Here is a 23871-nt window from a genome sequence, read left to right on the forward strand (position 1 = left end):
TCGCGCAAAGGCGAAAGCAAAATTCGGCGAACAAGTCTCGACGTTCCTCGACTTCTATCCGGCATCGAATGACGAGCAGGCGCGGGCTCAGGCGCGAGCGGCAGATCGTGACGGGACCATAGCGGTCGGGATGGACAGCTGGGCGCGTGAACAGGCGGCGCATGGGCGTTCCAGGATTTTCAGCTATGAGTTTTCCCGCACGCACAGTTTTGCGCCGGGGGTCGTGCTGAGCGATCTCGATCCCGCGACGGCAGGGGCCTATCATACGTCCGAAGTGCCGTTCTGGCTCGGCACGTTGGACAGTTTCAACCAGTTCCGGCCGACGCGCGCCTGGACGAGCGCAGATCGCGCATTCAGCCGAGCCATGACGCGTTCGCTTGTGGCGTTCGCGCGTACTGGCGACCCCAACGGCGTCGATTTGCACTGGCCGTCCTATGACCCTGCCAACCCGACGTTGCTGGAACTGGGTCAGGTCGCTGGTCCCGGCAGGTGGCCCGATGCCCGCAAACTGGATTTCTTTCGGGCCGTCACGGCGCACGCCGTGACGGGGGGCGCCGTGCGCGATTAAATTATTGGATTTACGCGATTTCCGACATGCTCCAATGCAGCGTGGTCATACCATTTTATAAATTTGCCCTGTTCAGGAGAGAACCTTGATCCCCCATCGCTTATGCGTGCCGTTGGCGGCGTTGGTCTGCTCGGTCGTGACGCCAGGTGCCGCCCTTGCGCAACCCGTGGCCGGCTCGTCCGAGCAGCAGGTCCGACAGAGTGTGACCCTGACGTCCGGGTGGAGCTTTCAACTGGGGGATGCGGCCACGCCGCCCGGCAGCGATACGACGTGGCAGTCGGTGGCGGTGCCCCATAGCTGGAATCGCATCGGCTCCTACCTGCCGGGCAGCCCGGCGGCCGCGACGCTCGACCGGCCGATCAACCAGACCCAGGGCGTCGGCTGGTACAGACTGACATTGCCGGGCGCGCACCTGTCTGGGTCGCAGCGGCTGTGGCTGGAGTTCGAAGCGGCGAGCCGGACCGCGGAAGTCTGGCTGAACGGGCAAAGGCTGGGCGGCCATGCGGGCGGCTTTTCCGCCTTCCGCTTCGACGCGACATCGGCCTACCGACAGGGCGGTGACAACATCCTGCTGGTGAAGATCGATAACCGCGCGCCTGACACGGCGGGCGTGCAGCCGACATTGCCGCTGGCGGGCGACTTCTTCGTTCATGGCGGTCTCTATCGTCCGGTGAAGATGATCGTGACGCAGGCGGCGCATTTCGCGATGCTCGATCATGGCGGCAGCGGCGTCTATGCGCAGACGCGTAGCGTTGACAATGGCAAGGCGACGATCTCCATCCTGTCGCGCGTTCGCAACGACGCCAGCCGCAGCTTGCGCGGTCAAATAGTCGTGCGTTTCGTGGATCCGGACGGCAGGGAGGTTGCCCGACAGGCCAGCCCCTTGCAGATGGGTGCGCGAGCGGACGGCGAAGCCCGCATCGACCTGACCATCGAACAGGCGCGCCTGTGGCAGGGCACGGCCGATCCCTATCTCTATACGATGATCGCGGAGTTTCGCGACGCCAGGGGCGCGTTGCTCGACAGCGTCAGCCAGCCCTTCGGCATTCGCACCATAGCGCTCGACGCCGACCGTGGCTTCGTGCTGAACGGCAAGGTCGTGGCATTGCATGGCGTCGGCCTGCATCAGGATAGCGGCAAGGACGGCTGGGCGCTCAGCGAAAGCGACATCGAAAAAATGGTGTCCACCATCCGCGAGATGGGCGCTAACACGATCCGCCTGACCCATTATCAGCATGGGCCAGTCGTTCATGCTTTGGCGGACAGACTGGGCCTGATCTTGTGGGACGAGATTCCGCTGGTGACAGCCTGGACATTGTCGCCGGACGAAACCGAAGCACCCAAGGCGGTGGCCGATAACGCCCGCCAGCAACTGGTCGAACTGATCCGGCAGAATTACAATCATCCGTCCGTGGCGGTGTGGGGAATTGCCAACGAAGTGGATTTCGGCCCGAACCGGCCGGACTTCATCGGCAAGGCGGTGAACGAGGTGCCCGATCCGCGCGGCTTGCTGACCGATCTCAATGCGCTGGCCAAGGCCGAAGACCCGATCCGCCCGACCGTCCTCGCGAATTGTTGCGAGAATAACGGGATGCCGGGCGTACCAGACGTGTCGGGCATCACCGACGGGTTGGGCGTCAACCGCTATATGGGCTGGTATTATGGCAAGGCAGATGATTTTTCGTCCGTGCTGGACGGCCTGCACAAGAAACATGCCGGACAGCCGTTGGCGCTGACCGAATATGGTGCGGGCGGCGCGACGTCGCAACATAGCGACAATCCAGAAGGCGGCCCGATCAATCCGTCGGGCCGTGAACAGCCCGAGGAATATCAGGCCTGGCTGCATGAACGCGTCTGGCCGCAGGTGAAGGCGAAACCCTATTTGTGGGGCAGTTGGCTGTGGAACAGCTTCGACTTTGCGACCAAGGTGCGCAAGGAAGGCGATTCCATCGACATCAATACCAAGGGGCTGGTCACCTATGACGGCGCGATCCGGAAGGACGCCTGGTGGTATTATCGCGTCAACTGGTCGGACGATCCGGCGGTGCAGATTGCGGGTAAACGTTATGTCGACCGCGCCTATGGTGTGACCGACATCAAGGTTTACAGCAATGCGCCCGAGACCGAATTGCTGGTCGACGGGAAGTCCCTCGGCAAGATGCGCACCTGCGCTTTCGCCACCTGCGTCTGGCCCGGCGTGCGATTGATCGAGGGGCAGAACCGGATCGAAGCGCGCGCGCGGTTCGCCAACGCCGTGCAGACCGACAATGTTGAGTGGACGGTAGCCCTCGACGCTGCCGCCGCGTTCCGCATCGACAGCGGCGCGATTTTGGCGGCCGCCGACCCGGCGCGTCGCTTCGGTTCCGATGCCTTCTTCGAGGGCGGCGCGCCTGGCACGGCTGATACCCGCAAGAACCGCTATGCCCCGATCCAGGCGGCCGCGATCAGTGGTGCGTCCAATCGGGATCGGGCTGCAACCTACCGCTCCGGCGACTTCACCTATCGTATCCCGGCCAGGCCCGGCCGTTATACCGTGATCCTCCACTTCGTCGAACCATCGGCGGAGCGTGGCAAGCGCGTCTTCGACGTGGCGATCAACGGCAAGGTCGCGATACCCGGCTTTGATGTGGCGGCTGCGGCAGGCGGCACGCTCAAGGCCATCACGCGCAGCCTGCCTGCGACGGCAGGCAAGGACGGCCTCATTATCGCCTTCAAGCCCAAGGTCGGCGAGGCGATCGTCTCCGCGCTGGAAGTCGTGCCGGTCGGTGCCGCCCGTCCATGATATCGCCCGGCAAGAAACCGATCCGGCATCTGCGCTGGTGGATCATCAGTCTGGTGACGATCGGGACGATTCTCAACTATCTCGCCCGCTCGACCCTGTCGGTCGCCGCCCCCACGCTCAAGCAGGAGATGGGAATGACGACCGAAAGCTACAGCTATGTCGTCCTCTCCTTCCAGTTCGCCTACACGATCATGCAGACCGTCGCGGGCACGGTGCTTGATCTACTCGGCACGCGGCTCGGTTTCTTCCTGTTCGCGGTCGGCTGGGCGCTCGCCAATATGGCGCACGGCTTCGCCACCAGCTGGCAGGGTCTCGCCATTTTCCGAGGCTTGCTCGGCGCGACCGAAGCGGCGGCGATTCCTGCTGGCGCCAAATCGGTTTCGGAATGGTTCCCCGCGCGCGAACGTCCGGTGGCGACCAGCGCCTTTCAGATGGGCACTAGCGTCGGCGCCATCGCGGCTCCGCCGATCGTCGTCTTCTGCATCCTGACCTGGGGCTGGGAATCCGCCTTCATCGTCACCGGCGCGCTCAGTCTGGTCTGGGCCGTGCTATGGTGGATCGGCTATGAAACGCCTGATCGCCATCGCCGCTTGAGCAAGGAAGAACGCGCGCTGATCGAGACCGGGCGGGGCTACACAAGCGATGCGGACCGTCCATCCACCCGATCGGAAATATTCCTGTCGCGCAGCTTCTGGGCCATCGCGATCCCCCGTTTCTTCGCCGAACCGGCGTGGCAGACCTTCAATTTCTTCATCCCGCTCTATCTGGTGGCGGTCTGGAATCTGGATCTCAAAAGCATCGCGCTTTGGGCATGGATGCCGTTCGTAGCGGCGGACCTGGGATCGCTGGCGGCCGGCTTGCTGCCGCCCTTGCTCATGCGACGGGGGGCAAGCGTCCTTGGGTCGCGCAAGATCACGATGTCGATCGGGGCGGTCTGCATGATCGGCCCGGCCTGCATTGGCCTGGCCGGTTCGCCGGGGCTGGCGATTGCGCTCTTCTGCGTGGGCGGTTTCGCGCATCAGATGCTGAATGGCGCGCTCATTACCCTGTGCTCTGATGTGTTCGATAGCCGCATGGTCGGCACGGCCAGCGGCATGGCGGGCACGATCGCATGGATCGGTGGCATGCTCTTCACCCTGCTGATCGGGCAGAGCGCCGACATATTCGGCTATTCGCCCCTGTTCATAATGCTGGGCGCGCTCGACATCGTCGGTATGGGCATGCTCTGGATCTTGCTGCGCAATCGCCCGAAGCCCGTTGCAGCCTGACCGCAACGGTTATTCTGCAAGCGCCTCGACCAAAGCGCGCATGGTGTCGTCGTTCGCTGTCCAGCTGGCGGCGAACAGCCCGCCATCGCCGAACAACGCCCTGGCGAAGTTGGCGGCATCCGACTTCGCCAACGGCACCAGTTGCTCCCGCATCGGATCCTCGACAGCGCCCCACACTGCCGCGTTGTCCCCGCGCAGATGACGACGCCAGGCGGCCAGCGCCCGTAGGATCGCAGGGCAGGCCTTGCCGTCCCGTTGGTTGTCGGACAGGGTTTCCAGCCAACGCTGGGGGATTTTCTGACTGCCGTCCATGGCGATCTGGATCAGGCGGTGGTTTAGTGCCGGGTTGGCGAAACGGTCGAGCAGCGCGCTCGCATAGGCGTCCAGATTCTGGTTCGGCGCGGCGGCGATGGTGGGCGCCGCTTCCCGTCGCATCAGCGCGTCGACCAGCGGCCGGATCGCTGGATCATCGACCGCCTCATGAACGAAGCCATGACCGTTTTGCAGACCCAGATAAGCGAGCGTCGAATGCGCGCCGTTCAGCATGCGCAGCTTGGCCTTTTCATAGGGGCCGACGTCGGCAACCAGTTCTGCGCCGACAGCGTCCCAGCGGGGACGGCGACCGGCAAAACGATCCTCAATCACCCACTGGCTGAACGGTTCGGTGACGATCGCGCCCTGATCCTTTAGCCCGATCGCCGTTTTCACGGCATCGCGATCCGCATCGGTAGTGGCCGGGACGATACGGTCGACCATCGTACAAGGGAAGCGACATTCGCGCTCGATCCAGGCGGTCAGCGCCGGATTGCGCGCGGCCACATAGGCGCGCACCAGCCGCTCCAGCTGGCGGCCGTTATGGGCCAGATTGTCGCAGGACAGCAGGGTGAGGCCGGGCAGGCCCCGCTCGGCGCGCAGTTGCAACCCGCGTTCGATAAAAGAATAGATGCTGCCGTGATCGGCGAGCGGGAGATCGAGCGATCCGTCCGCCGCACGGCAATAACCCTTTTCGGTGACAGTGAAGGTGACGATATGCGTCTGTGATGCGGCGAGTGCGGCGATCACCGCGTCCGGATCGTCGCTGGCGACCAGTATCCGGCGCACGGAACGTACCAGCTGCGTTGCCCGGCCATCCGCGCTGCAACTGGTGAGAGTGTAGAGACCGTCCTGGGGATTAAGCTGTAGCGCGACGGCTGGCGAGCGGAGCGACACGCCGACGATGCCCCAGTCCCTGTCGCCCTGCGCCATCGCGCGATCAGTATACCAGGCCTGATGCGCGCGGTGAAACGCGCCGATGCCGAAGTGCACGATCCCGCAGCCTTGCGCATCCCGATCATAATCGGCCTGCGCCAGCGCGGCGGGCAGGCGGTCCAGCATCCGGTTGGAGAGAAGCGGGCTGTCGCTCACAGTTTATACGCCTTTTTCACCAGATTATAGGTCAGGTCCTGCGCCAGTTCGGCCGCTTCCCACTCCGCGATGCGATGTTCGACCACCAGTTGCGCAAGGAAGCCGCAATCGATCCGCCGGGCAACGTCGTGGCGCGCCGGGATGGACAGCAGCGCGCGGGTATCGTCGTTGAATCCGACCGTGTTGTAGAAGCCTGCCGTTTCGGTCGTCATATGGCGAAACCGGCGCATCCCTTCCGGGCTGTCGTGGAACCACCAGGCCGGTCCCAATTTCAGGCAGGGATAATGGCCCGCCAGCGGCGCAAGTTCGCGGGCATAGGCGCTCTCGTCCAGTGTGAAGAGGATGATGGATAGCGCCCGGTCGTTCCCGAACCGATCGAGCAGGGGCTTTAAATTGGAGACGAACTCGGTCCGCATCGGAATGTCGGCCCCCTTGTCGCGGCCGAAGCCTTCGAACAGACGGGCATTATGGTTGCGGAACGATCCGGGATGGATCTGCATGACCAGCCCGTCGTCCACGCTCATGGCCGCCATTTCCGTCAGCATCTGCGCGCGGAACAGTTCCGCCTCCTGTGCCGAGAAGCGACCGGAACAGATCGTTTCGAACAGCGCCCGCGCTTCCGTTTCGCTCAGGTCCGCCGTGCGCGGCGTGGGATGGCCATGGTCGGTGGATGTCGCGCCCATGTCCGCGAAGAAGGCGCGCCGCTGCCGATGGGCGGCCCGATAGCCTGACCAGCTGAAACAATCCTCGCCCGTCAGATCGGACAACAGGCCCAGATTGGTGGCGAACCCCTCAAACTCAGGGTCGATCACCGGGTCGGGGCGATAGGCGGTGATGACGCGCCCCTGCCAGCCGCCCTCTCGCGCATTTTCGGCGCTGATCGCGGCGTGATGCTCCAGCGAATCGAGCGGGCTTTCGGTCGTCGCGATCAGTTCGATGCCATGGCGGTCGAACAGCGACCGGGGCCGCAACGCGTCGGTCGCCAGCATTCCGGTTATCGTATCGTAATAAAGGTCGCTCGTACCCTGATTCAGAACGACCCCCATGCCGAACACCTTAGCAAATACCCAGTCGAGCCACATGCGCGACGGCGTGCCCCGAAACAGATGATAATGCCGGGCCAGGAGCCGCCATGCCTCACGCGGGTCGGCTTGCGGATTGCGCACGCCCAGTGCGTCGAGCGGCACGCCCTGCGAATAGAGCATCCGGAAGAGATAATGGTCGGGCGTCAACAGCAGGTCGCTGGCATTGGCGAACGCCGCGTTGCCCGCGAACCAGGAAGGATCGGTATGACCATGGGGACTGACGATCGGCAGGCCCTTGACGCTTTCATACAGCGTTCTGGCGATGCCCCGCGTCGTTGGCTCGGCAGGCAGCAACCGGTCGGGGTGCAATTCCAGAACATGCTTGGTCATATGAGGTGTCCAGATCTCAGGAGGAGACGTCACGCCCTCATACGCGATTGATACAAAGCTTCAAGTTATCTGATCTATTGTCAACATGAGGTAAGTCCAATATGAGGAGCGATAAGGGCGCCGCGCCCGCATCCATCAGGGAGATCGCTAGTGAAGATCATAGGGGCCAAGGTTATCGTCACCTGTCCGGGGCGTAATTTCGTCACGCTCAAGATCATGACCGACCAGGGCGTCTATGGCATTGGCGACGCGACCATGAACGGGCGCGAAAAAGCCGTGGTCGCCTATCTTGAGGATCATGTCGTCCCTTGCCTGATCGGCATGGATCCGCGCCGGATCGAGGATATCTGGCAATATCTCTATCGCGGCGCCTACTGGCGTCGTGGCCCGGTAACGATGCGCGCGATCGCCGCCGTCGATGTGGCGCTGTGGGACATCAAGGCGAAGATGGCCAATATGCCGCTCTACCAGCTGCTGGGTGGCCGCAGCCGCGACGGCATCATGGTCTATGGTCATGCCAATGGCAGCGATATCGCCGAAACCGTGGACGCCGTGGGGCACTATATTGACCTTGGCTACAAGGCCATTCGGGCGCAGACCGGCGTGCCGGGCATCAAGGACGCCTATGGCGTGGGCCGGGGCAAGCTGTTCTACGAGCCGGCCGACGCGGCGCTCCCCTCGGTGACCGGCTGGGATACGCGCAAGGCCCTGAACTATGTGCCCAAGCTGTTCGAAACGTTGCGCGACACCTATGGCTTTGGCCCACACCTGCTGCATGACGGCCATCACCGCTACACCCCGCAAGAGGCCGCCAATCTGGCCAAGATGCTGGAACCCTATCAGCTGTTCTGGCTGGAAGACGCGACCCCGGCGGAAAATCAGGAAGCCTTCAGGCTGGTTCGCCAGCACAGCGTCACGCCGCTGGCGGTGGGCGAGATCTTCAACACGATCTGGGACGCGAAGGACCTGATCCAGAACCAGCTGATCGACTATATCCGCTGCACCATCGTCAGCGCGGGCGGGGTCACGCATCTGCGCCGCATCGCCGACCTGGCGGCTCTCTATCAGGTTCGCACCGGCAGCCATGGCGCGACCGACCTGTCGCCCGTCACCATGGGCACCGCGCTGCATTTCGACACTTGGGTCCCCAATTTCGGCATACAGGAATATATGCGCCACACGGAAGAAACCGACGCAGTCTTCCCGCATGACTATCATTTCGACAAGGGCGAACTTTTCTGCGGCGAAGCGGCGGGTCATGGTGTCGACATCGACGAGGATATGGCCGCCAAATATCCATACAAACCCGCCTGTCTGCCCGTCGCGCGTCTGGAAGACGGTACGATGTGGAACTGGTGACGGGTTGGCGTGTATGATTGGTAAGATGACTTGTGAAAATAAATGCCTTGTGACATGCCACCAGCATGACAGAACGTTTGAAACTGTATCAGCGCGTCGCGCTTGAAATCGAGCGCGACATCCGGGAGGGCGTGCATCAGCCGGGCACCCGGCTGCCCCCCGAACGCGATCTGGCTGAACAATTCAGCGTCAGCCGCCCGACAATCCGGGAAGCGATCATCGCGCTCGAAATCCGCCAGCTGGTCGAGGTGCGCCACGGCTCAGGTGTCTATGTCGTCGTCTCGCCCCCCAATGTCCGTGCAGCCGCGGAACTGAACGTCGGCGCCTTCGAGTTGATCGAAGCGCGCCTGATGTTCGAAGGCGAAGCGGCAGCCTTGGCGGCGGCGGTTATGACGGACGAGGAGTTGGCTGAGCTCAAGGCCATATTGACCCGCATGGATGCGGCAGACCCGGCATCGGAGATCGAACTGGCGTTGGATCGAAACTTCCACTTGACGATCGCGCAGGGAACGAAGAACAGCCTGATCGAGCAGGCCATCGAGCATCTTTGGGATCTGCGGGAATCATCTCCTCTTTGCCGCCATATGTTCGAGCAGGCCCGGCAAGGCGGCATCAATCCCCGGCCCGATGAGCATCGACGCATTTACGACGCACTATTGGCTCGTGACAGCGATTCCGCGCGATCGGCGATGCGGGACCATTTGACGCGCGTGTCGGAAGATCTGTTGGCTGTCACCGAGCTGGAGATGATCGAGAACGCCAGAAAGGAAATTGGCAGCAAAAGGCAGCGGCTAGCTAACGGCAGACTGGGTCGATGAGATGGTAGTACGGCTCCTCACCGCCTTCTTCGGGTCTGCGACACGGTGGATCGAAGTCGATTGCCTGAGGAAATCTACCTGATGGGTCTCGGCGACATAGCCATGTTCAATGGAGCAAACGCCGATAACTCAAGTTTCTAGGCGAACAATCGTCATTGCATATAATCCGGATTTGTTGCGGCTCCGACGTCTGCGCGAGTTGGCGCGGACAACTGCGCGCCAGTGCGCGTGTAATTGCTGAAAATGTCGGCGCGCCCCTTTTTCCGAGGATAGCGGCAACGCAACATGCTATTTGCGGTCTATGACCGAGCGCACGATATCGATGGGCTGTTCTTCCAAGCCCCAATGACCTGCGCCGTCGATTATGACATCCCTTCCCCGGCGATCATTGCCTTCGCACAGGAAGTGCCGGGCAAGGTCGGCATGATCGCAGGCCTGTTCTGCGGCTTGGGGGGCTAAGCGCCTCGGTGCTACGCCGGCTCGCCGACCGGGCCGGCGTAGCGGTGGCGTACCAGATCTGCGCCTTTCTGTCCGCAATCGGCATGGTGACGGCGTTCCCGCCGAATATCGAGAATATGGATGAGCAGGCGGGTCGCCGCTGACAGTCAGCGCCGACCCTCTAGATAATCGTTCAGCACCTCGTGGAAATAGCGCACCCGGGTTTCCTGCCCGGTCAGATAGGCGTCGCCATATCCGCGGGAGTGCATGCCGCGTTGCATTCCTTCAGCCAGCATCATGTCCTGATAGACGATCTGCCCTTCTATCTCCGGCACGCCGCGCCCATTGTCAAAGTCGCGCCATTCCATCTCCGCCTCCCGCATCGGTTGCGGCCCGGCCATGACGGACTCGACCACATCCTGCCCCTCGACCGGGAAAGCCATGCACCAGAGGTCGAATGTGCATTTGTTCGGATCGTCGGCATGTGGTTCGGTGCGGAAGAAGATGAGATTGTCCGGCAGGAACGAGATGGTGACATTGGGAAAGATCACCGTATGCGGACTGTCGGTAATCTCCTCTTCGGTCATATGTTCATAATGAACATAGCCCCGCTCCCGCCAAAGCCGCCTCTTCGCCGCCTTGAGGTCCAGCCAGCCCTGCATCGCCTTTGTCTCATAATCGGGATAGGCGTCGGGATCGATGTCCCATTGCCGCAGGATATGATCGAAGGGATGCGGCACTCCCTCCGGCAGCCGGTCTGACAGGGACGGCCGCATGGGCTGGACCGTGCGGCCATGACCGTTGGGATACATTTCATGCCGCGCGGTGTCGACATCCTGATCGATCCAAGGCGGCACCTGCGGATGCGCGGTGCGGGTATGATAGCTTTCGGAAAAATTGTCGGTCGCGAATTTCCAATTGGTGTTGAGGTTGATCTTCATCCAGAAGACGCGGACTGCCGTATCCATCGGATAGTTTTTGTAGATTTCAGGCATGGGCGCCAGATAGTCGAGCAGTTCCGGCGCCTTGTCATCCATCGTATACCAGACGAAGCCGCCCCATGTGGCGCAACGCAGTTCCTTCAGCTTCAGCTTGCCGCAGGGATTGCCCTGCGGAAAATCATGCGCGTCCTGGGCATATTGCAGAACGCCATCCAGTCCCCAGCGCCAGCCATGATAGGGGCAGGTGAAGGCGTTGCTGCTGGAGCTGGCGTCGGTCAAACGCATGCCGCGATGGCCGCAGCTATTGTAGAAGGCCTTGATCGATCCATCGTCCTGCCGGATGCAGATCACGCTTTCATGGCGAAAGTCATGGACCAGATAATCGCCCGGCTCCTCCAGTTCGGCGGTCCGGCCCGCGACGTGCCAGATGCGGGTCCAGAGATGATCCCATTCCTTCTGCATGAACTGAGGCGATGTGTATCGATCGCCGGTGATCGGGTCGCCACGCAGTACGGCAGGATCGCGCCCGTCGATCGTCTGTGGATGAATATCAGCCTGCACCACTATCCTCTCCTCTGCGAAATCCGGCGCGCGAGGGCATCAAACGCCGGTCATGCCGGCGGTGGTGGCGCCATCGATGGCATATTCGGCGCCATTGACGAACGCGGCCTCGTCGGATGCAAGCCAGGACACCAGCGCTGCAACCTCCTCCACCCGGCCCATGCGGCCCATCGGTGACATGCCCTCGTAGGCGGCGCGGGCCGCGGCGGCGTCCGGCCAACCGGCGATGATGTTGGTGATCAGCTCGGTCTCAACCACGCCGGGCAGAACGGCATTGCAGCGGATATTGAGCCGTTGCAGTCCGCAATGGATGGCGACAGACTTTACCAGCGCCACCACTGCCGCCTTGGTGACGCTATAGGTCACATAATTGCTGAGCGCGCGATTGGCGTTCATGGAGCTGTTGACGATGATCGATCCGCCCGGCCCGGCGGGATTCTCCTTCATCAGGGCAATGGCCGATTTGATCGTCAGCATGACGCCGGTCTGGTTTATGGCCAGAATATCGTTCCATGCCGCTAGCGAAACCGCCTCGATATCCGCATCACCCTTTTCAGTTCCGGCATTGGCGAAGGCAATGTCGAGACGGCCGAAATCGCGCCGGATGCACTGCTCGACCGTGACCCAGTCGCCTGGGTCCTGCACCGCGGCCCTGATGAAGCTGGCGCCCGTTTCTTGCACCAGACTTGCAGCCTTTTCGGCGTTGGAGCCGGTGAAGACGACCTTGGCCCCGTCGGCCGCCAAACGCTTGACCGCCCCCCGCCCGATGCCGGCCGTCCCGCCCGTGACCAGCGCAACCTTGCCGCTCAGATTTGCCATGCCTTCTCTCCCTTCAGGCGGGCAGCAGCCCCGTGGCCCGTGCAATCGAGGCCGTATCGAAATAATAAGGCGTAATGCCGCTGAATTGATCACCCCGGACATGGAAAACTTCGGCGAGCGGCATTTCCAGCCGCTCGCCGCTGTGGCGGGATGTCGCCGTGACCTTTACCAGCACGATCGCATGATCTTCTCCGACGCAGATGTCCCCCGTTTCCAGCGATGGATCTTCCCAATAGGCAAAGACCTTCGTGTAGAGTTCCTGTAACGCGCCCTTGCCGCTATAGGTGCCTGCATAGGGCAGGCTGTCGGCTTCCCGGATCGCGAAATCATCGGTCAACATCGCGGCAACCGCGTCCCACTGGCCGGTGCCGGTCAGCTGGTAGAGGCGCTCCACCATAGCCCTGATTCCGGCATAACGCTCCATGTTCATGGCAGGCTGCTCCTCTCTCTTGTCAGGCTCGATCCATGCCGCCTTCGTCCCCCGCCGTCACCCTGCCAAAAAGAGCAGGTGCTTGCGCACGCCCGCGCGAGGAAAGAGGATAGGGAGAATATGCGAGAGGATGAAATATGGCAGGCAGGCTGGAAGGCAGGATCGCGCTGGTCAGCGGAGGGCTGCGCGGCATTGGCCGGGCGATCTGCGAATGTCTGAGCGCAGATGGCGCGATCGTCTATGTGACTGATCTCGACTCGCCGGACTCGCCCGATGCAAAAGCCGTAGCGCAGCAAATGCCCGGCGCCCGCTATCTGCACCTCGACGCCACCAGCGAAGCGGGATGGCTGGAAGCGCGGGCGCAGGTGGACCGGGATTTCGGCCGTCTCGACATATTGGTGAACAACGTCGGCGCGGACCTGACCGGCAAGGTTCAGGATCTGAAACTGGAGGACTGGCGGCGGCTGATCACGCTTAACCTGGACACCGTGTTTTTAGGCACCAAGACATTCCAGCCGCTGCTGGCGAAGGGCGGCGCATCGACCCCCTATGGCTCCAGCATCGTCAATATCAGCTCGATCATGGGTCTGGTCGGCATGGGCGAGGTGGCGGCCTATAATGCGTCGAAGGGCGGGGTTCGCCTATTCTCCAAATCGAACGCGCTGGAATTTGCCGATGCGGGCATCCCGATCCGCGTCAACAGCGTCCATCCCGGCTTTGTCGAGACGCCGTTGCTGCGCAAGGGCTTCGAGCGCTGGGCAGAGCGGGACGGCACCGTCACCGCCGACGAGCTGATAGCGCAAATGGCGGAAACGACGCCGGTGAAGAGGCTGGCCCAACCGGTGGAGATAGGAAAGGTTGTCGCTTTCCTGGCCAGCGACGATGCCAGCTACATGACCGGCAGCGAAGTGGTGGTCGATGGCGGCTGGACCGCGCGCTGAAGCAGGAGAAGGATGATGACAGGCAAGACGGACCTCAACGGCGCGGTCGCTCTGGTGACCGGCGCGACCGGCGGCATCGGCCGCGCCACTGTCGTTGCGCTGGCGGAAGCAGGCGCAAAGGTGATCGCCACCGATGTAGCGGCTGGGGCCGATGTGCCGGGCGCAGCGCTCTATGCGCCGCTCGATGTGACGGACGAAGCGGCATGGGCCGGCATCATAGAATGGATCGACGCGGATTTCGGCCGGCTCGACATACTGGTCAACAATGCCGGCATTTCCGTTACCAACAGCATCGCCGCGACCACTCTCGCCGAGTTCCGCAAATGCATGGCCATCAATGTCGAAGGTGTGTTCCTTGGCACCCGCGCTTCTCAGGCGATCCTCGCCCGCAGCGGCGCCGATCGGGCGGGTGGTTCCTCCATCATCAACCTGTCCTCGGTAGGCGGTCTGCGTGGTGCGGCGTGGATGGGAACCTACTGCGCGAGCAAGGGCGCTGTGAAGCTGTTCTCCAAATCCGCCGCCATGGAGTTCGCACTGCTCAAGCAGCCGATCCGCGTCAACAGCGTCCATCCCGGCGGCATCGATACGGGCATGATGGATACCATCTATGCCCGCTATGTGGCGGAGGGCGTGTTTCCCGATGAGGAAACCGCGCGTGCGACGGTGTCGGCGGGCCATGCGATGGGCCGCATGGGCCAACCGGATGAAATCGCCTCGGGCATAGCCTATCTCGCCAGCCCCGCCGCCAGCTTCATGACGGGGTCCGAACTGGTGATCGATGGCGGCATGACCGCGCATTGACAGGGAGGCATGCTGCTGTCGACAGAAACATCCCGTTCGTCCGGCATGCGGCATCCGGCGGCCAGAGCCACGGAAGTCAGGGCATCGCCTGACAGACGCGCCCTCGCCGCATCAACGGCTGATTTTGCGCGCTCGAATCCGGCGCCGATACGGGTGGGTCAGGCTGGTGGAATATGGCCGGACGCCGTCAGGCCACGGCCCGCCCGGCTTCCTGATAATCGTCCGGCGCGCAGAAATGTACCTGCGCCTTTCCTCTCACCTTTGATCGATAAAGGGCAGCATCCGCGCAGGCGATCAGCCGTTCCAGATCCGTGCCATAGTCCGGCGCCATCGCGATCCCGATGCTGACGGTCACGCGCATGTCGACGCCATCGATCACATAAGGTTCGCTGAGCTGCCGGATCACCCTGCGCGCCAGCATTTCCGCCTGATCGGAATGCTGGATGCGGGACTGAACGAGAAGAAATTCATCGCCGCCCAGACGGGCCGCCACATCCTGCGCACGCACCATTGATGTCAGCCGCTGCGCAGCTTCTAGCAGCAGCCTGTCCCCCGCGGGATGGCCATGGCAGTCATTGACGGCCTTGAAACCGTCCAGATCGAGATAATGGATCGCCAATTTATCGCTGCCCTGAAGCGACTCCCCCAGCCTTGCCTGAAAGGCTTCGCGAAGCAAAAGGCGATTGGGCAGGCCCGTGAGCGGATCATAGCGAGCCAGCTTGGCAAGATCATGCTTGGCAGTCAGATGTTCGACCGACGACGCATGGAGATGCCTGACCGACCCCAGGCTCATGACCGTGACGGCCAGAATCAAGACAGCCTCCAGCACGAAAAATTCGGCATGCAGCGATTCAGCCGATTCGGTGGTGGCGTGAATCAACATCGCCATGACGGTTGGCCCCACCGCCAGCATCAGGCTGATTACGCAGAGTCTCGGCCGCCCGGCATTTCTTGAAACGATCCCGGCCCCGAAAGTGAAAATCAGGCTGATCGTGCCGATGTGCATGAGCGGCTGATGCACCATCAGGACGCGGACATTGAGAGCGGCGAGGAGCAGGGCAAAGACGTAGGTTAGTGCCGCATAGCGCCGCTCCCACGCCTGCAGCGCGGGAAGATCCTGCATCGCGCCGCCAGCCTTGTGATGGGCCTTGATGAGCAACACGCGCGCAACGGTGACCATGATGGCACCCAGGATCAGCGCGCCAACGATACCATCCGGCCATCTGAGATAGATGAGGACGCCGACAAGGACATAGAGCAAGCCGAAGCCGATGATGGGCACTGTCATGGTGAAAAGGGTCGACACCAGATCGCGATAGACCGCGTCGGGCAAGGGAGCGGCTTTGCTCCGACCCGGCATCGTCGGCTTGGACGGCCGTCCTCCCGGTCTTCTTCTCTCCATGGCTCTGCTGTCCGGCAAGAAGGTTAAGGCCATCCTACCGCAAGGATGAACCGAGCCAGATTGCAGAGCAGTTGACGCCTGACAATGCGTAGTGGCCGGCAGAATCTTCGAATTGAAGGATTTTTCCGGCGGATATCGTCGTGCGCGCGCCCGTCGCGGGATGATTCGGTGACGGAAGGAAGGAACCGCCACCCCCGAAACGCTGATCTGGCTCGCTTCCCGGTTCAAGGAGCGGACAACGCTAACGGTCGTTACGCAAGGCCCACCACATGATGGCCTTGGTCCACGACCAGGATTCGCAACTGAAACGATGGCGCAGACCGCAGGCATGTGCCTTGCCCCTGTCCTCCGCTGCCGGTTTCGCCTGAAGAGGCACCGACAGGCGCCTCGGAAACAGGAGGCGCCGCCTAAGCAACATGCAGGTCCCTGCTTCCGATTTGCCGATAGGCATGGAAAAGCTGCCTGAAATGATCGTCCATGGTCATGGTGGACGCCGCGAGCGTTGTTGCGCGTTGCCGTTGCATCGCAGGATCACTTTCCAGAAAATCAGTGATCGCCGCCGCCAGACTGTCCGTCTGCGCGGCCCTGTAGCGGAAGCCGACGCCTTGCGACGCCTGGTCGGAGGCACCGCCTTCATCCGGTACAATGATCGGTATCCCGCTCGCCCGCGCTTCGGCGGCGACCATGCAGAAGGTTTCGGCTTCGCAGCCATGGACCAGAACGTCGGCACTCGCCAGCATCTCGCCCAATCTGTTGCGATCATGGATCGGCGCCAGCAACTGAATGTGCGGATTGTTCGCCGCTGCCCGCCGCACGCGAGCGCGTTCGCGGCCGTCGCCCACCAGCACCAGCCCCACCGGATTGCGATAGCCCGCCGACGTCACCGCCTCGATAACTTGTGGCCAGCGCTTTTCGGGCGCATGACGCCCCACCCCCAGCATCAGCGTCGCCTCGACAGGCAGGCCGCAGCGCTTCAGCAGCCGCGCGCGCAGCGCTTCATTGCGCTTCATCGGCGTGAACCAGCCCGGCTCAACCCCCATGGGCAAGGTCGCCACCCGCTGGAGGCCGCCGTTCGCAAGACGCTTTGAAAGGCTTTCGCTGGCGCTGACTACCAGATCGAAACTCTGATCGAGCCGCCGCAAATGCCGCCAGAACCAGTCGAAGCCCCGATCAATCCTCTCGCGGCTGAGAACTGGTCCAAACCAACGATAGGCATAGGCGGACAGGGGATCGGCATGCATGATCAGCGCGCGGGGGGCGCAACCCTGCCAACGGGCGACCATGGCGGCGCTGGCCCAGGGCGACGATGCTTCGACCAGATCGGGTTGCAACCTGTCCAGCATGGCGTGCAGCGACCGCTCGTCGTCAAAATAGGAATAGCGCCGGTCCAACGGGAAGCGGCGCGCAGGCAGCATCACGATGCGGCCGCCGCCCTGCCTTTCCACCACCCGGTCATCGTCCGACGGGGCGAGGATGATGATTTCATGCCCGGCCTCCGCACCCGCCTGAAGCTTGCGCTCGACATAGGTTTTTACGCCTCCGCCCCGCGGCGCGTAAAAGGCGCAGACATCCACAATCCGCATCGCGTCATTTCTCCGCGGGGCCGAAGGAAAACAGCCCCCGGCGATAGTTCATTCTGATGATGATCCGGGCCGGTCCCGATCCGACTGCCGCAGCCGCGGCAGCGGCGCGGGGCTTCGACCAGCCGAGCTTCGGATTGCCCGCAAAACCGATGCCGTCGACCGACAGCGAAAAACGGCGATTGGCATCGCGGTCATGCATCAGACTGAGCGCATAGCTGCCCGGCCCCGGCGCGCGGATACAAAGCTGCACCGGGCCAGATGCCGGCACGGGCTCTTCGACCCGCCGGAACGTCTTGCCCGCCCCGACCAATATATTATCGTCCGCCAGGAAGTCCGCGTCATTGGCGGGGTAGAGTTCCAGCTTCAATCGTCCCTTGCGATCCTTGAGCCCGGTCGCCTCGACCAGAAAGGCGGGGCCATTTTCATTGGGTCGGCACTGGCCTTCCGCTTTGCCCAGATCGGGGGTGGAGGGGATGACCGCCCCCGCAAGAAGTGCAATTGCGATCATGATGCCCGGCTTTCGCGCAACAGTTCGGTCGCGCCAACCACAATGCCGACCAGCAGATGGGCCGCAAGGATGAGCGACGCCATCAGCGCCATGGCCGAAACGATCTCATTGTCCCGGCCGATCAGAAAGGCTGCCATCCCCGCGAACACCACATCCTTGTTCGGCAGGAAGGGCAGACGGGACACAAGTTGCCGTAGCGTGCCGAGCAATATCCACCAGCTCAACGCGATGCCCGGCAGCAGCAGGTGCCACATCGTCGCCGCGAGCACCGTCGTCCCGACAATTCGGAGCAGATGGATGGCCGCGACGATCCACAGTTCCCTGCGCGGCAGGGTAAACAGCCTGCGGCGCAGAAGCATGGCCACCAGAGATGAGGCCAGCATGAACAGGATCGATCCGCCGACCTCCCAATGAGTGGCTCCGGCATCGACAGCGCCCATCAGAGGCAGGGCAAATACGACCATCAGCAAGGTCACGCCATTGCCGACCAGCGCCGACAATATCGTCACATCCTTGATCGCGCCAAAGGGCGCCGTGGTAATATGCGCGGTCCGCCGTGCCCAGGCATAGAAATAGACCTCGCCCAGATAGCCGAGCAGGATCTCGTTGCTCACCAGCTTGCGCAGCAGCGCAACGAAGCCCTCGGCCGGGATAGCCCATAGCCGCCGGAAAATGATCCATTCAGAGATCGGACCCGCAAGATAATAGAGAGCAAAGGCGGCCCAGAAGCCGACGGAGACGGGCATCAGCGCCAGCAGTCTCCTCGGGTTCAGTCCCTGAAACTGGTGAAGCGCCACAACGAGGATCAGCACCGAGACGAGCGGGCCTGCCCAGCGCGTCCAGTTGCGGCCGGTCTGGATCAGCGGCTTGGGATCAAGTGCCACGCCCTCCAGGGCGACTACGGATGGGGGAAGAACGCCGGTAGAAGGATCGCCGGTCATATCAGGCTCGTCTTGATGGATCGGAGGAAGTGACGATGCGACGGATCAGCCGCCACAGTTGCGACGGGCGGATTTTTTCACTTGCACGGTCCCTTTGCGCGACCATCGCAAAAGTCGCGAGATAGGTGGGGGCCGCCTCCTCCAGGGTGAAGCGGCGCGCTTGCGAGAGGCTGGCGGCGGCGTCCTGCGCCAGATCACGGGCTTCGGCTAACGCTCCGGCGAAAGCCTGCAGATCGCCGCAGGGCACCAATCGGCCCAGCATGCCATGGCCCAGCAGTCCATCCATGGCTGCACTGCATCGGGTGGCAATGATCGGAACGCCGACCGCCAACGCTTCCAGCACAACCGCAGGAACGCCCTCGTAACTGGAGGAAAGCAGAAAGATATCACCCGGCCTGATATGGCTTGCCGGGTCGGGAACATGCCCCTCGAAAATGACGCGACCACTCAGGCCAAGACGACCCGCCAGCTTTAGCAGGGAGTCCCGTTCCGGCCCGTCACCATAAAATATAAGGCGATCAGACGGTTGCGCCCCTTTTGCGAACGCTCCAAGCATCAGGGCGAAATTCTTCTGTCGTGCCAATCGGCCGATGGCGACGAAACGGTGCGCTGCGGGCGCTTCCCCTTGAGACGCAGCGCGAAGTCGATCGATCTGCGGCAGAGAGAGAGCCGGATCGGGGATAATGCTGACGGCGGATCGACGGGGGCGGATCAATTGAGCGATTTCTGCTTCCAGCCCCGCAGCCATGGCAATGAAATGATCGATGAAGTGCCCCTGTATCCTTAGCCAGAGGCGGTAAAGCATCCGGACCGGCCATGGCATGTCGCGTCGCTCCAGATCGTTGCTGATCTTGGCGATGATGGGCGGGCAATGACGGCCGAGCAGCAGCTTCATTGCCACTGCGATGACGGCATAGCTGTTCCCGGCGCAGAATAGCAGGTCGGGCCGAATGCGCCGGATCGCCGACGGCAGCGTCGCGATCATCCACAGCGTCTCGCACCGCGCGATCGAAAAGCGTGGGCAGGAAGGGCCATGGCAGTCCAGTCCCTCCCCCAGCTCCCGCCGCATGGCGCCGTCTGTACGCCCGATGAACAGGGGCGCGTCGGCGCCCCCCGCCCGCCAATGATGCACCAGCCGCAGCGCGACGCGCTCGACCCCGCCCGGCTCGAAACTGTGAACAAAGGTGAGGATGCGCATGGATCGATCAGATCGCCAGCAGATCGCCATAAGGCGCGGGCGCATGGCTGCGCTTCAGGCGGCGCAACACATGATCGATGCTCTCCAGCAGGCGCGGCACATGGGCATCGCCCGGATGCACCGCTACCCGCGCAACCGGCATGTGGCGCAACAAGAGCGGCAGCAGTCGGGCAACAAGCAGGGAGGAGGCGATCCGCGTCGGACTGCGGCTCGCCCATGTGATCACCGGCCCGCGCGCCAGCACCTGACCCGTGGCCGGATGCCAGACCTTCATATGATCCTCTGCCAAAGCGAAGCCGGAAGCCGACAGCGCAGCCAGCGCCGGGCGCCCATAAAGCCAGGCGGGGGCGACGAACCCCGCAACCGGCCGGCCGATGATGGCCTCGACCCGTTTGCGCGCAGCGGCCATGCGTTGCGCAGCGATGTTTCTGTCCAACCCCAGAAACTCCGCCTCGCCAGCCGTCAGGTGACGGGCCTTGAAGCGTGCGGCGGCACCCGGATGAGTAGCCATGTCCTTGTGAAACCAGCCGTGAGCGAACATGCTGACGCCCGCGTCCGACCAGCCCCGCAAGCGTGCCGCGAAAGCGCTGCCTGGCAGCAGGGGATGGGAGCCCCAATGGTCGGGCACGACCAGCATGGCAAGGTTGCGCGCGTCGACATGCCGGGCGAGCTTGTCCAGCAGCAGGTCGACCTCCGCTTCGAAGCGCGGACCAACATCATGGATCGAAACAAGAAGTTTCTTCACGACCGCCCCCCGCAGACCGAAACTCTTTGGCTTACGGGCGCCCATATGATTGTTGCCGGTGACTTGACTGTGACAAATCCGGCCAGCCGCACTTTTTCGTCCATGAAAATCATGACGGCGCCGCGCGCGACAACCGCAGCCGGGGCCAAAGCCGGAACAACTTTTCAGTGGGAAGCAAGGCAAAAAAGAGCGCCCTCCGATTCTGCTGAATCGGAAGGCGCTCTTGCAATCCCGGTGAATGCCGCCGCTCCTGTCAGCGCGGCGGCATTCCGATCATTCGGTCAGGCGGCCGCCGCATAAACTCCGCCGCGCGGCGCTTCCGCCGGATATTCCGCCGGACCGCCATAATCATAGGCGTCATTGAGCGCCTTGATGAACAGCGGATCGCGCAACGGATCGGTCGGCGTCTCGATCTCGATACCGCGCGAGCGGACGTCCTTGATCAGCGTCTCGAAAACCCGGTCATAGGTAAGGTTGTCCGAACCATCCATATTCTTCTTGAGTTCGGCATAGTCCTCGAACACTTCGGCCGACCAGTGAACCAGGAAACGCAGTTCATCGGTGTGATAGCGTTCGATCACCTGGTCGCCGGTCTTGACCAGCCATCCGTCAGGATCGCCGGCTTCGCCGGTGAAGAGACTGTCAAAGCCCAATCCCGCAGGCCGCTGACGCTCGATCGCGCCATTGGCTTCGCCGCGATGGACCATCATCTCGTTCTGAACCAGAACACCGCGATTATAGACCGGCGAGGCAAGGCGTTCCGGCTTGTTCAGCGGCCCCTTGGGCCAATAGGTGAAGCCGCTCGCCGGGTCATGGCTGAACCAGGTGATGACCTGCGCCATCTTGATGAGATAATCCTGGAAGAGGCCCGAACGGCCCATGATCGAGCAAAGCCAGGTCGGCGAATTTTCGTAGCGGATGCCCCGGAAGCTGGGCGAATCGAGGTGGCCCGGATCGTTATTTCCGCAAGGGCCGTTGATGTTGAACAACATCATCTGCGGCTTGGCATATTCAGCGTTCCAATAGGATTTGGCGTGATCCAGGAACGTCTCATTATAGAAGACGTCGTGCAGTTCCGGATACAGGACCGTCGAATAATTGGCATAAAAGCCGCGGAATGTCGGCGTCAGGAACATGTCCAGCGTGGGTTCGAAACCTTCGGGAAATCCACCGGCAAAGGTCGCGATCAGTTCCTCGGCATTGGCGAAGTGCTGTGCGATGATGAGTTTCCATTCACCGCCATGCACCACATCCAGCATTCGGCGACGCTGATCGTCGGTGAAGATATTGTCCAACTGCCGCGGCGGCGAGACGGGCTGAAGAATGTCGGACAGTTGCCGCCGTTGCGACTCGCTGAGCATGAAAACCTCTCCTGATACGAATAGGAAACCAGGTGGGGATATAGTTCATTACACGATTGCGTTCAATTAAAACCTGCCGGGCGCGTAGCATTTTGTGCGGCAGATTGCGGCAATGACCGAATGGCCCGCTCGCCAGCCTGCCATCGCGCACCGCTTGCTTGGCAGCAGGCAGGACGCGGTATATGCTTGCCCCAAAATCTCGATGCCTCGCAAGCAGGTCAGGGGAGAGCGATGGACGAGTCGTTCGTGCAGAACGTCGTAGAGGCGATCACCCTCTTTGGGTTCGGCGGCGGCATATTGCTGCTGTTCTGCATCATCGCGGAATCATTCCTGCGATGGCGCGAAGGGCGAAGACCCTTCAGCCGGGAAATGGGGCATAATTATCTCTTTTTTCCCCTGGGGCCGTTGATGGAAGGAGTTGTCGCCAATGCGCTGCTGATCGCCGCGCTGACGGCTGCATCCCAACTGACCCCGCTCCATATCCCGGTGAACTGGTGGACCCTGCCGCTTTATTTCCTCACAGGCGAGTTCGCCTTCTACATCTTTCACCGCGCAGGCCACGAACTGAGGATCTTCTGGGCCGATCACTCCATCCATCATTCGGCGGAAACCTATGATTTCACCGTGAATCTCCGCCACACGCCTTTCTCGACCCTATATCGGCTGCTGACATGGACGCCGCTCGCCCTGCTGGGATTTCACCCGCTCATCCTCGTCCTGATGGCGATCAACATTCCCGCGTTTCAGACATTCTGCCACACGCAACGGATCGGCCGACTGGCTCCATGGTTCGAATGGCTGTTCGTGACGCCCAGCAACCATGCCGTGCATCATGCCTGCAATCCGCTTTATCTCGACAAAAATTATGGCGGGTTGCTGATGATCTGGGACCATGTTTTCGGCACCTATCAGCGGCTCGAAGAGAGCGAGCCTCCCGTATTCGGCATCACCCGGCAACCGCGCTCGACCAATCCGCTGGTCATACTCACGCATGAATTTCGCTATCTGGCGCGCGATGTCCGCGCTGCCCCAGGGTTTCTTGCGAAGCTCAAGGTCTTGCTGGGCAAACCCGGCAAGACCTTTCAGGCCACCCATGTCCCAGATCCGCTCGTGATTGACCGCAGCGCGGCCAAGGCGGCCGGTCAATGAACGCCCTGATGACGGCCGGTCCGGCTGCCCTGCTGCCGCTGCTCATGCTCTTCCCGCTGGCAGCGACGATCCGTCAGACATGGCCGGGATCGGAACGCTGCAAGGGCGTCGTCAGCAGTGCCGTGAGCGGCGCAAGCTGGCTCGTGCCGCTGATCTTCATCGTGCCCATGTGCGTGGGACTCATGATCGTGGGGCAGTTGTCTCCCCTGCCCCAACGCGCCTTCGCCAGCGCCGCCGCGTCGCATGGCCCGGCCATCGGCCTTGCCGTCGCGATCGCCGTCGTCATCGCGGAATTATGGCTGATCCTCACCCCCGCGATGGTCATCATGCGTTTCAGCAACCCCGCCCAGCGAGCGGCGATGCGGGCGCTTATCCCGCTCAACCTGTTGCTGGGCGGCGGCTTTCTGGCGATTATCCTGGCCGTATGGCCCTAAGTCGG

Annotated in this window: 23 protein-coding genes; 11 read left to right on the forward strand and 12 right to left on the reverse strand. The window is 62.3% G+C overall.

The features are described 5' to 3' along the window. The 3 genes from ACFC3J_RS04725 to ACFC3J_RS04735 all read left to right on the forward strand — a co-directional run. The coding region (locus ACFC3J_RS04725) for a carboxylesterase family protein (protein ID WP_375195055.1) at window positions 1–568 on the forward strand (568 nt) is incomplete at its 5' end. Between the two features lie 85 nt (window positions 569–653). Beyond that, on the forward strand, window positions 654–3350 hold the full coding sequence (locus ACFC3J_RS04730; RefSeq protein WP_375195056.1) for a glycoside hydrolase family 2 TIM barrel-domain containing protein: 2697 nt from the start codon (window positions 654–656) through the stop codon (window positions 3348–3350). Further along, complete coding sequence (locus ACFC3J_RS04735) at window positions 3347–4618, forward strand: MFS transporter (RefSeq protein ID WP_375195057.1); 1272 nt, start codon at window positions 3347–3349, stop codon at window positions 4616–4618. Before ACFC3J_RS04730 ends, ACFC3J_RS04735 begins: the two co-directional genes overlap by 4 nt. Window positions 4619–4627: 9 nt before the next feature. Here ACFC3J_RS04735 and ACFC3J_RS04740 read toward each other — a convergent pair whose 3' ends face one another. Next, window positions 4628–6022 (reverse strand): mannitol dehydrogenase family protein, encoded by a 1395-nt coding sequence (locus tag ACFC3J_RS04740; protein ID WP_375195058.1) that lies wholly within the window; start codon window positions 6020–6022, stop codon window positions 4628–4630. Then, window positions 6019–7437, reverse strand: coding sequence for a glucuronate isomerase (gene uxaC, locus ACFC3J_RS04745; protein ID WP_375195059.1), 1419 nt, complete (start codon window positions 7435–7437; stop codon window positions 6019–6021). The genes ACFC3J_RS04740 and uxaC overlap by 4 nt, the downstream gene beginning before the upstream one ends. Window positions 7438–7587: 150 nt before the next feature. On the opposite strand from uxaC, the gene manD reads away from it, so the two are divergent. The 3 genes from manD (at window position 7588) to ACFC3J_RS04760 (ending at window position 10216) form a co-directional block, all read left to right on the forward strand. Then, complete coding sequence (gene manD, locus ACFC3J_RS04750; RefSeq protein WP_375195060.1) at window positions 7588–8796, forward strand: D-mannonate dehydratase ManD; 1209 nt, start codon at window positions 7588–7590, stop codon at window positions 8794–8796. A 65-nt stretch (window positions 8797–8861) separates the two neighbouring features. Further along, window positions 8862–9614 carry a FadR/GntR family transcriptional regulator gene (locus ACFC3J_RS04755; RefSeq protein ID WP_375195061.1) on the forward strand — a complete coding sequence of 251 codons (753 nt, stop codon included), beginning with the start codon at window positions 8862–8864 and terminating at the stop codon, window positions 9612–9614. A 467-nt stretch (window positions 9615–10081) separates the two neighbouring features. Beyond that, window positions 10082–10216 (forward strand): hypothetical protein, encoded by a 135-nt coding sequence (locus ACFC3J_RS04760; RefSeq protein WP_375195062.1) that lies wholly within the window; start codon window positions 10082–10084, stop codon window positions 10214–10216. 3 nt (window positions 10217–10219) lie between these two features. Here the strand turns inward: ACFC3J_RS04760 and ACFC3J_RS04765 are convergent, their stop codons facing one another. The 3 genes from ACFC3J_RS04765 to ACFC3J_RS04775 are packed head-to-tail and all read right to left on the reverse strand — an operon-like array spanning window position 10220 to window position 12803. After that, window positions 10220–11554 carry an SRPBCC family protein gene (locus ACFC3J_RS04765; RefSeq protein ID WP_375195063.1) on the reverse strand — a complete coding sequence of 445 codons (1335 nt, stop codon included), beginning with the start codon at window positions 11552–11554 and terminating at the stop codon, window positions 10220–10222. 39 nt (window positions 11555–11593) lie between these two features. Further along, the gene (locus ACFC3J_RS04770) at window positions 11594–12373 is read right to left on the reverse strand and encodes an SDR family NAD(P)-dependent oxidoreductase (RefSeq protein WP_375195064.1); all 780 of its coding nucleotides are present in this window, start codon (window positions 12371–12373) and stop codon (window positions 11594–11596) included. 13 nt (window positions 12374–12386) lie between these two features. Beyond that, a complete protein-coding gene (locus ACFC3J_RS04775) occupies window positions 12387–12803 on the reverse strand; it encodes a nuclear transport factor 2 family protein (protein WP_375195065.1) in 417 nt (138 codons plus the stop codon). Between the two features lie 137 nt (window positions 12804–12940). Between ACFC3J_RS04775 and ACFC3J_RS04780 the strand changes: the two genes are divergently transcribed. Next, entirely contained in the window at window positions 12941–13744 is an 804-nt protein-coding gene (locus ACFC3J_RS04780) for an SDR family NAD(P)-dependent oxidoreductase (protein WP_375195066.1), read from the forward strand. 12 nt (window positions 13745–13756) lie between these two features. Further along, window positions 13757–14545 carry an SDR family NAD(P)-dependent oxidoreductase gene (locus ACFC3J_RS04785; RefSeq protein WP_375195067.1) on the forward strand — a complete coding sequence of 263 codons (789 nt, stop codon included), beginning with the start codon at window positions 13757–13759 and terminating at the stop codon, window positions 14543–14545. A 187-nt stretch (window positions 14546–14732) separates the two neighbouring features. Here ACFC3J_RS04785 and ACFC3J_RS04790 read toward each other — a convergent pair whose 3' ends face one another. The 6 genes from ACFC3J_RS04790 to ACFC3J_RS04815 form a co-directional block, all read right to left on the reverse strand. Continuing rightward, complete coding sequence (locus ACFC3J_RS04790) at window positions 14733–15878, reverse strand: diguanylate cyclase domain-containing protein (RefSeq protein WP_375195068.1); 1146 nt, start codon at window positions 15876–15878, stop codon at window positions 14733–14735. Window positions 15879–16354: 476 nt separating this feature from the next. Next, window positions 16355–17530 carry a glycosyltransferase gene (locus ACFC3J_RS04795; protein ID WP_375195069.1) on the reverse strand — a complete coding sequence of 392 codons (1176 nt, stop codon included), beginning with the start codon at window positions 17528–17530 and terminating at the stop codon, window positions 16355–16357. A gap of 4 nt (window positions 17531–17534) precedes the next feature. Beyond that, window positions 17535–18038, reverse strand: a complete 504-nt coding sequence (locus ACFC3J_RS04800) for a DUF2141 domain-containing protein (protein WP_375195070.1) — start codon at window positions 18036–18038, stop codon at window positions 17535–17537. Then, window positions 18035–18979 carry a hypothetical protein gene (locus tag ACFC3J_RS04805; RefSeq protein WP_375195071.1) on the reverse strand — a complete coding sequence of 315 codons (945 nt, stop codon included), beginning with the start codon at window positions 18977–18979 and terminating at the stop codon, window positions 18035–18037. The genes ACFC3J_RS04800 and ACFC3J_RS04805 overlap by 4 nt, the downstream gene beginning before the upstream one ends. 1 nt (window position 18980) lies before the next feature. Further along, entirely contained in the window at window positions 18981–20177 is a 1197-nt protein-coding gene (locus tag ACFC3J_RS04810; RefSeq protein ID WP_375195072.1) for a glycosyltransferase, read from the reverse strand. Between the two features lie 7 nt (window positions 20178–20184). Then, a complete protein-coding gene (locus ACFC3J_RS04815; protein WP_375195073.1) occupies window positions 20185–20922 on the reverse strand; it encodes a DUF2334 domain-containing protein in 738 nt (245 codons plus the stop codon). A 45-nt stretch (window positions 20923–20967) separates the two neighbouring features. Here ACFC3J_RS04815 and ACFC3J_RS04820 point away from each other — a divergent pair, with 45 nt between their 5' ends. Beyond that, a complete protein-coding gene (locus ACFC3J_RS04820) occupies window positions 20968–21222 on the forward strand; it encodes a hypothetical protein (RefSeq protein WP_375195074.1) in 255 nt (84 codons plus the stop codon). Here the strand turns inward: ACFC3J_RS04820 and ACFC3J_RS04825 are convergent. Continuing rightward, window positions 21204–22283: a hypothetical protein gene (locus ACFC3J_RS04825; RefSeq protein WP_375195075.1), complete on the reverse strand. Its 1080-nt coding sequence runs from the start codon at window positions 22281–22283 to the stop codon at window positions 21204–21206. The two genes, ACFC3J_RS04820 and ACFC3J_RS04825, sit on opposite strands and share 19 nt — an antisense overlap. Window positions 22284–22514: 231 nt before the next feature. Here ACFC3J_RS04825 and ACFC3J_RS04830 point away from each other — a divergent pair, with 231 nt between their 5' ends. Both ACFC3J_RS04830 and ACFC3J_RS04835 read left to right on the forward strand, forming a co-directional pair. Next, complete coding sequence (locus ACFC3J_RS04830) at window positions 22515–23432, forward strand: sterol desaturase family protein (RefSeq protein ID WP_375195076.1); 918 nt, start codon at window positions 22515–22517, stop codon at window positions 23430–23432. Then, window positions 23429–23866, forward strand: coding sequence for a hypothetical protein (locus ACFC3J_RS04835; RefSeq protein ID WP_375195077.1), 438 nt, complete (start codon window positions 23429–23431; stop codon window positions 23864–23866). Before ACFC3J_RS04830 ends, ACFC3J_RS04835 begins: the two co-directional genes overlap by 4 nt. Window positions 23867–23871: the final 5 nt, after the last annotated feature.

Origin of the sequence: Sphingobium sp., assembly GCF_041987595.1 — a bacterium.
In the GTDB taxonomy this organism is placed as follows: domain Bacteria; phylum Pseudomonadota; class Alphaproteobacteria; order Sphingomonadales; family Sphingomonadaceae; genus Sphingobium.